We start from the raw sequence: 6,464 nt of genomic DNA, 5'->3' as shown, positions 1-6,464 counted from the left end.
TAGTTCGATACATGTGAAGCGCTGAGAGGATGCATATTGCTTTGAGAATTGGGCGGGGCATATATCTCCAGGTTTTGGTGTGGCCTAACTTAATTATAAACCTCGATTGTCCATCACTTCAATTCCCGCCACACTTCTCCTAGATTTGCCTCACCCTCATAGCGCTCGCAAAGCTCTTCTCTGTATGTCCTGTTAAGCCTTTCCACAACCTCATTTAGCTTTAGACTTCGCGTCGGCAAACAGAACAGCTTGATCCAATACTCTTTGCAGGCCAATTCAAAATCGGCATAGAATTCACCCCCACCATCCAAGTGGATGGATTTCATTTTTATGAATTCATCTGAAAATTCCCCGGCCATAGAAGCCGCCGCTGCAATCCTTGTGTCCGCGAACCACTGAGTTCGCACGGAAGGCGAGGACAAAAGAAAACCCAGGAGAGGTTCTATCTGCGGAGAGAAGCGGTGAATACGCGGAGGGCCGCAGAAAGGTCTGAGCCTTTCGCCGGCACGGAGCGGGAGAACATTTGCGGGGATCGAGGTAACGGCCTGATGAATCGCACGTTACTAAAGCATTTGTAAGGCTTGGTGAACTGACGTATAGCGAACTGGACGTATGATGGTGTGGGGGGACGGGTGTTAGCCGCCCCCTCCGACCCGATATGCGGGAGTTGTAATATAAAATAAGGTGTCTTAGAACCGTTACAGCCCTGCCCTGCTGACGATTGTCTCGGCTACCTGCTCTGCGCTGCGGAATGGGAAATCGTCGGGGGTGAGCAGCTTTGCAGCTTCTCCCGCCGACATCTTTAAGTCCCCTGCCTGGCAGGTTGTCTCCGCCCCCTGGGGGAAAGCCGCCAGCAATGCCTCGGGGCTGCCAATGGGAAAGTTTGCTCCCTTCAATGCCCCGATAATCTGGTTTTTGATGGTTTCACGCACTGACATCGTCTCACCTCCTCATGGCCTGGTAGTCCGGAAGATGTCCCGGTGCCTCTATCTTACCGCGCTGTGTGATTTGCTGCTGTAAACCGTTTTACAGGAAGTGCAAAAATATAGAGCCGCTGCTTTCAAGCAGCGGCTTTGCGCGGTGTATCCGGCCTATGGGGAGATGCGGTAGATGATTATGCTGTCCCTTGCCAGGCGGTCCAGGGACTCCTGGAGTTCCGCGGCGCTTAATTCCGCTAATTCGGCTAGGTCAAGCCTGGAGAGATTGGTCAGGATCAGGGCGCCGTTCGGTGTCGTAGTTCCTTCCCGGCGGAAGAGCTCCAGGAGCAGTTCCACCGTTTTGCCCAGGGGAGTGCCAGCCTTGATTTCATAGAGCAGAAGTGCCATCGTGTTGATGCGCCGGGCAAGGCTTTGCACCACCTGCATGTTTCCTTCCCCTTGTTCCTGCCGCCGGGGCGCCCGGCTGCCGTTCCTATTTACCGATTTCATTTTGCCATCTCAAAAGGCCTCGGCGGCCCGGACGAGCTTTTCCCGGTTGATCAGGATCAGGCGGTGGCCCCTGGCGGCGATCGCTCCTTCTTCTCTCAGACTGCTCAGGACATTGGTCACCATTACCCTCGAAGCGTTCACCAGGTTGGCGAGATCCTGGTGGGTCAGTTCGATATCTATAGCGGTTCCCTCCGGAGCAGGTTTCCCGTATTCCTCTGCCAGCCTCAGCAGTGCCGCCGATATCCTTCCCTTGACGTCACGGAAGGCGATGCTGGCCACCTGTTCTGTGTAATGGCTTAATTTCTTCCCCAGCAGCTGGATTATTTTCAGCGAGGTTTTAGGGTTCTGGAGCAATAGTGCAAAGCTTTCCCGGCTGCAGGAACAGATGAAGGTGTCCTCCATGGCCTGGGCGTTGAAGGTATGGCGGGCGTCTTCGAAGAAGGTGTTCTCGCCGAAGAGGTCGTCCTCTTTGAGGATGTCGAGGGTGATTTCCTTGCCGGTCAGGGAGACCTTGAACAGCCTGACGCGGCCGGACTTGACCAGGTAGATGGTGTCGGCGGGATCCCCCTCGCAGAAGATGTATTCGTTTTTCCGGTAGATCCTTTTCCCGGCCAGTGCCCCGATTTTCTCCCGTTCGAGAAAATCCAGGGTTGAAAATACGGCCAGATCTTTCATACACCTGATTTTTTTCATCCAGACATCACCCGTCAATAATTTCCTCCAGCAGCTTGCGAAAGTTGTCCAGTTTGACCGGCCTGATTTCGATGGGGACCTGGGTGTAATCGTAGAACTCGAGTATTTTTTCGTCATCGATAGGTGTCAGACCGGTATCGAGGAGCAGGATGCGGTCATAAAAGCCGAAGTTCTGGCGGGCGTCAATCTCGTCCCATTTGAGTCCATCGACGAATATCTTGCGCCAGTTCTCCAGCCAGCCGCCCGTGATATAAAAGGTTTTGGCCTCGGCATCATACTCGGCAAGCAGATCCCCCAGGAGCATTTCGATGCAGTTACCCGCCCGGATCACCCGGGCGCCGAGCTCGCCGGCCAGCTTTTCCAGGTCCGGAGCACACTGTCTTCCTATCACCAGGGGGATGTTTGTGCCGTTGATGCCTTTCAACGCACCGGTCACCGACCGGGCCAGGGCTTCCGGGTCCACGTGCTGGCCGGCATCGAGGTAGAGGATCTCCTCCCGGCCCTGCATCAGATGCTCGATCTCCTTCTGGAGTATACCACAACACACGATCATTTTTTATTCCCCTTTCAAAAAAATGTTTTACCGGAATATTAGCAGAGTTCGGCAGGGCCTGCAGTAAAATGGATTACAAGTTTTTTGTTAAATGACCGGGGGGTACCGGTGGTAACAGGATCCGGATGGATTTCAGCAGGGAATATGCGATATACAGGCATTGCGGTAAATTGGCAGTTCTTCGGGAGTGAGGATCACTCATGCCGTTCACAGGTCCGGAGAGGCATGTCTGCTGAGCCGGCGAGCTGAAAGGAACCCCATCACCTGACCGACGGGAAGGAACAAGAAATCATAGGTTAGGGTTTTGAGTCCATTTTCCGCACCCTGCCTGATACAGACAGGTAAAAATTCTTATATTTAGATATATAATTAATGAAAGGAATGGATGAAAAATTCATAGAAAGTTGTTAGTGATTGTCAATAAGCATATAGGGGGATGGTCATGTTTGAGTTTATTGATGTCAAATTTAGGAACGTGTTAGAAGTACCGAAACTATTCATAGAAAAAGGAAAAATAACAACAATTGTTGGTGCGAGTGGCAGTGGTAAAACAACATTTTTGAAACTGCTAAACAAGATGATATCTCCGACACAGGGCAGGATTTTGTTTATGGGAACAGATCTAAGTCAGATAGATTCTATTGCTCACCGCCGACGTGTTTCCTTGCTCTCACAAAATCCTGTTATATTTGAAGGCAATATCAGAGACAACTTGACTATAGGACTGAAATTTCAAGGGAAGCCCTTACCGAGTGATGATCTTCTAATTGACATTTTGGAGCGAGTCAGGCTACAGAAACAGCTTAACAGCTCTGCGGATACTCTATCTGGGGGGGAAAAACAAAGGCTGGCGTTGGGTCGAGTTCTACTACTTAACCCTGATGTGTATCTTCTCGATGAGCCGTGTTCTGCACTTGATGAGGTAACAGAGGAATTGATTATTGAAATGATGGCAGACCTTGTTAAAAAAAATGGCAAAACACTTGTATTGGTGACACATTCAAAGGCTATTGCTAAACATTATTCCGATACGATAATAGAAGTAATCGATGGTAAGTGTTCCGGGGAGGTACACTTATGAACGGGATAAATAATTTGACAGTTTCGCAGGTTGTACTTGTAATCGTAAGGGTTCGCAGGATTAATAGAGAAAAGGAAATTCTAATTTCGTCTATCCGGATGACATTGCAGCTTATTTTGACAGGCTTTATTCTTACCTATGTATTTGATAACCCCAACCCTTTTATTACAGTAGGGATCATTTTGTTAATGGAAGCTTTTGCAGTTTATACAGTATTTAATAAATTTACGGATAAACTCTCAAATTCCTTAAAAAGGGTCATCGCCTTTTCCATGGGTGTGGGTACTCTTACTTGTCTCTTATATTTCCTTTTGATTGTTGTGAGGGTTAACCCTTGGTATGATCCGCAGTATTTTATTCCGATAGCTGGAATGTTTGTTGGCAACTCTATGACAGGGATGTCGCTTGGAGTGAAATCATTACTTGAAGGAATGACTACTCAAAGAGCCATGATTGAAGAAGCTCTCATACTTGGTGCAACACCAAATGTAGCATCGAGGAGTGTTGTTAACAGTGCTTTTAACTCGGCCATAATACCCACGATAAACTCAATGGTTGGAATGGGTATCGTATTTTTACCAGGTTTGATGACAGGGCAGATTCTTTCCGGTACAGCACCCACAACGGCAATCGCCTATCAAATCTCTATTATGCTTGGTATTTTGGGAGCGGTAGCGCTATCGGTAATTATAATGCTGCAACTTGGCTGCCGGACATTCTTTAATATGGAAAATCAACAGCTTCTTTAAAGCATCAAGCCGCAGACCGGTCACAGCACTGCTGGGGCTCTTTTGGTTTTTTTGTAGGGGGAAATAGTGTTGCAAGTGGGGGGAGGATGCAGAAAGACACGTGTATTGAGGTTTTCCGACTGCCTAAAAGGTGTACGGGTTGAGATCGAAGCGGTTGCCTACGCTGAGGATGGGGAGATGGACTGAAAGGGCGCGCCGAAGGATTTCAAGAAGCCCCGCAAATGTTTGCGGGGCTTCTGTGTGTGCGCCCGCCATGCGCTTCATGATTCGGATTTTAAAAACACTCGCGCGGGGTGGGAGAAACACCGGATTAAGCAGGATTTTATGCCATATCGAGCTGTAATGGGTGTGCTTCCCGCTTGCCGGGAGCTTGATAATATGTTATATTATAACAAAACATGTTTTTAATTACCAGCCGCCTTCCTTTCTTCAAGCCGTTTGCCCCATAAGCCAGTCCAATGGGGTTCTGCTTTCTATGGCTTTAATTCCAGCTGTATTGAAAAGGGGCAGGGCGTTCCTGGTGTTCGGTTGAGGACAGCAGGGACGGTCTGATGCTCTCGGAAAAGATCGCTTTTAATCCAATTTCGAAAAAGTCGCAGACGGGCGCAGGTTGCAGGTTATTAAAAACTCGACCGGCCGGACGGTCGGTGTGCTTCCGAAGGGGATCGGCGGAAGCGGACCGATCGTTCGTGGTGCCGGTCATCTGCCGTTGCTCTGTAAGGATGTACCGAAAGGAGGAGATTTTTATGAATTTTTTGAACGTAGGCACTTATCCACCGCGACAGTGCGGCATTGCCTCCTTTTCCAGGGATCTCAGGGACAATCTTGTCAGTGCCGGACACTCGGTGTGGATAGCGGCAATCTCCGATGAGGACACCTATGCTTATCCCCCGGAGGTGCGCTGGGTGATCCGACAGGAGTGCAGGGAGGACTATATCAAGGCGGCAGGGCAGGCCAGCATCCTCCCCCACCTCCAGGCGGTGATCATTCAGCATGAGTACGGGATCTACGGGGGTGCTGATGGTGGGTATATCCTTGATTTTGTGTCCGTTCTAGATAAGCCCTATCTTTTGGTAACCCATACCGTGCTGCCTCAGCCGGGCCCCAATCAAAAGATGCTGCTGCGTCTGCTTGCGCAGAAGGCAGCGGCCGTCATCTGCATGAGCGAGCGCTCTGCACACTTGCTGGAGAGGGTCTACTCCGTAGGACGGGAAAGGATTGCCATCATCCCGCACGGTGTACCCGTTTTCCGGCCCAAGGAGAGAGAGGAGCTCAAAAGGGCTTACGGCTGCTCCGGGCGCAGGGTGGTCACCACCTTCGGGCTGATCGGCCCCAGCAAAGGGCTGGAGAACGGGATCCTGGCCGTCAAGAGGCTCGTCGATAGACACCCGGATCTTCTCTACATAATTGCCGGCAGGACTCACCCCGTCCTGCAGAGGAGGGATGGGGAGAGCTACCGGGAGAAGCTCCTGGGCCTGGTTGCCGACCTGGGGTTGCAGGATCACGTGCGGTTTGTCAACCGCTTTCTGGACGTTGAAGAACTGGGAGATTACCTGTATCTGACGGACATCTACCTCAGCCCCTATCCGAATCGCGACCAGGCGGTGAGCGGAACCCTCGCTTACGCCTTGGGTTGCGGCAGGGCGATCGTTTCCACCCCTTACGAGTACGCCTTGGGGGTACTCAAGAAAAACAAGTGCGGGCTGGTGGCGCCGGATGCCAGCCCGGAGGCCCTGAGCAGGCTCCTCGACCAGGTGCTTTCCCGGCCGGAGCTCCAGAGGTCGCTGGAGATCAGGGCGTCCCGGCTGGGAGAGGAGATCAAGTGGCCGCGCGTAGCCGCCCGCTATGCTGATGTCGCTCGGCAGGCCTGCAGGCGCCCGGCGAGGGCCTTTACAGGTGAGAAGGTTATTCCCGGTGAGCTGGCTGCATCTGTGGAGAAGAAGGGCCTCTGGAGGTGGTGA

Annotated in this window: 8 protein-coding genes; 3 read left to right on the top strand and 5 right to left on the bottom strand. The window is 51.4% G+C overall.

What is annotated here, in order from left to right; genetic code table 11:
- Positions 1-113: 113 nt before the first annotated feature.
- From TPH_RS14465 to TPH_RS14445, 5 genes are all read right to left on the bottom strand, one after another.
- A complete protein-coding gene (locus tag TPH_RS14465; protein ID WP_148275930.1) occupies positions 114-326 on the bottom strand; it encodes a transposase family protein in 213 nt (70 codons plus the stop codon).
- A gap of 372 nt (positions 327-698) precedes the next feature.
- Entirely contained in the window at positions 699-938 is a 240-nt protein-coding gene (locus TPH_RS14460) for an MTH865 family protein (RefSeq protein WP_015051939.1), read from the bottom strand.
- Between the two features lie 153 nt (positions 939-1,091).
- The gene (locus TPH_RS14455; RefSeq protein WP_028991235.1) at positions 1,092-1,364 is read right to left on the bottom strand and encodes a hypothetical protein; all 273 of its coding nucleotides are present in this window, start codon (positions 1,362-1,364) and stop codon (positions 1,092-1,094) included.
- A gap of 72 nt (positions 1,365-1,436) precedes the next feature.
- Positions 1,437-2,120 (bottom strand): Crp/Fnr family transcriptional regulator, encoded by a 684-nt coding sequence (locus TPH_RS14450; protein WP_037999671.1) that lies wholly within the window; start codon positions 2,118-2,120, stop codon positions 1,437-1,439.
- A 7-nt stretch (positions 2,121-2,127) separates the two neighbouring features.
- Positions 2,128-2,673, bottom strand: coding sequence for a DUF1638 domain-containing protein (locus TPH_RS14445; protein ID WP_015051936.1), 546 nt, complete (start codon positions 2,671-2,673; stop codon positions 2,128-2,130).
- 442 nt (positions 2,674-3,115) lie between these two features.
- Between TPH_RS14445 and TPH_RS14440 the strand changes: the two genes are divergently transcribed.
- The 3 genes from TPH_RS14440 (at position 3,116) to TPH_RS14430 (ending at position 6,464) form a co-directional block, all read left to right on the top strand.
- Positions 3,116-3,754 (top strand): ABC transporter ATP-binding protein, encoded by a 639-nt coding sequence (locus tag TPH_RS14440; RefSeq protein ID WP_015051935.1) that lies wholly within the window; start codon positions 3,116-3,118, stop codon positions 3,752-3,754.
- Entirely contained in the window at positions 3,751-4,503 is a 753-nt protein-coding gene (locus TPH_RS14435; RefSeq protein ID WP_015051934.1) for an ABC transporter permease, read from the top strand. The genes TPH_RS14440 and TPH_RS14435 overlap by 4 nt, the downstream gene beginning before the upstream one ends.
- 746 nt (positions 4,504-5,249) lie before the next feature.
- The gene (locus tag TPH_RS14430; RefSeq protein WP_015051933.1) at positions 5,250-6,464 is read left to right on the top strand and encodes a glycosyltransferase family 4 protein; all 1,215 of its coding nucleotides are present in this window, start codon (positions 5,250-5,252) and stop codon (positions 6,462-6,464) included.

Source organism: Thermacetogenium phaeum DSM 12270 (genome assembly GCF_000305935.1).
Lineage (GTDB): Bacteria > Bacillota > DSM-12270 > Thermacetogeniales > Thermacetogeniaceae > Thermacetogenium > Thermacetogenium phaeum.
This window is presented reverse-complemented; position numbering and strand designations above follow the sequence as displayed.

What these genes read in the sequence shown, in the direction of transcription:
- TPH_RS14465 (WP_148275930.1), bottom strand. Translation starts at nt 326, where the DNA reads ATGAAATCCATCCACTTGGATGGTGGGGGTGAATTCTATGCCGATTTT.
- TPH_RS14460 (WP_015051939.1), bottom strand. Translation starts at nt 938, where the DNA reads ATGTCAGTGCGTGAAACCATCAAAAACCAGATTATCGGGGCATTGAAG.
- TPH_RS14455 (WP_028991235.1), bottom strand. Translation starts at nt 1,364, where the DNA reads ATGCAGGTGGTGCAAAGCCTTGCCCGGCGCATCAACACGATGGCACTT.
- TPH_RS14450 (WP_037999671.1), bottom strand. Translation starts at nt 2,120, where the DNA reads ATGAAAAAAATCAGGTGTATGAAAGATCTGGCCGTATTTTCAACCCTG.
- TPH_RS14445 (WP_015051936.1), bottom strand. Translation starts at nt 2,673, where the DNA reads ATGATCGTGTGTTGTGGTATACTCCAGAAGGAGATCGAGCATCTGATG.
- TPH_RS14440 (WP_015051935.1), top strand. Translation starts at nt 3,116, where the DNA reads ATGTTTGAGTTTATTGATGTCAAATTTAGGAACGTGTTAGAAGTACCG.
- TPH_RS14435 (WP_015051934.1), top strand. Translation starts at nt 3,751, where the DNA reads ATGAACGGGATAAATAATTTGACAGTTTCGCAGGTTGTACTTGTAATC.
- TPH_RS14430 (WP_015051933.1), top strand. Translation starts at nt 5,250, where the DNA reads ATGAATTTTTTGAACGTAGGCACTTATCCACCGCGACAGTGCGGCATT.